The 228-nt window shown below is 36.0% G+C and carries 1 protein-coding gene; it reads left to right on the top strand.

Translation table 11 applies throughout. The features are described from left to right. A partial coding sequence (locus HMPREF2811_RS02455) for a glutathione S-transferase C-terminal domain-containing protein (RefSeq protein ID WP_210386532.1) occupies positions 1-228 on the top strand: 228 nt, incomplete at both ends.

Below are 228 nucleotides of genomic sequence, written 5' to 3'. Positions count from 1 at the left end.
AACGGTGTTTATAAAGCTGGTTTTGCGACAGATCAAACAGTTTATGAAGAAGAAGCGGGTCATGTATTCGATGCCCTAGAGAAATTAGACAGCATTTTAGCTGATAACAAGTTCTTACTAGGCGACAAATTTACTACTTCTGATATCCGCTTATTCCCGACTTTAATACGTTTCGAGCATGTTTACTATGGTCACTTCAAGTGCAATATTAAACATTTAACTGATTTT

The organism is Globicatella sp. HMSC072A10 (assembly GCF_001811625.1).
GTDB lineage: Bacteria > Bacillota > Bacilli > Lactobacillales > Aerococcaceae > Globicatella > Globicatella sanguinis.
The sequence above is the reverse complement of the archived record's forward strand: the minus strand, read 5'-3'. Positions and strand labels throughout refer to the sequence as shown.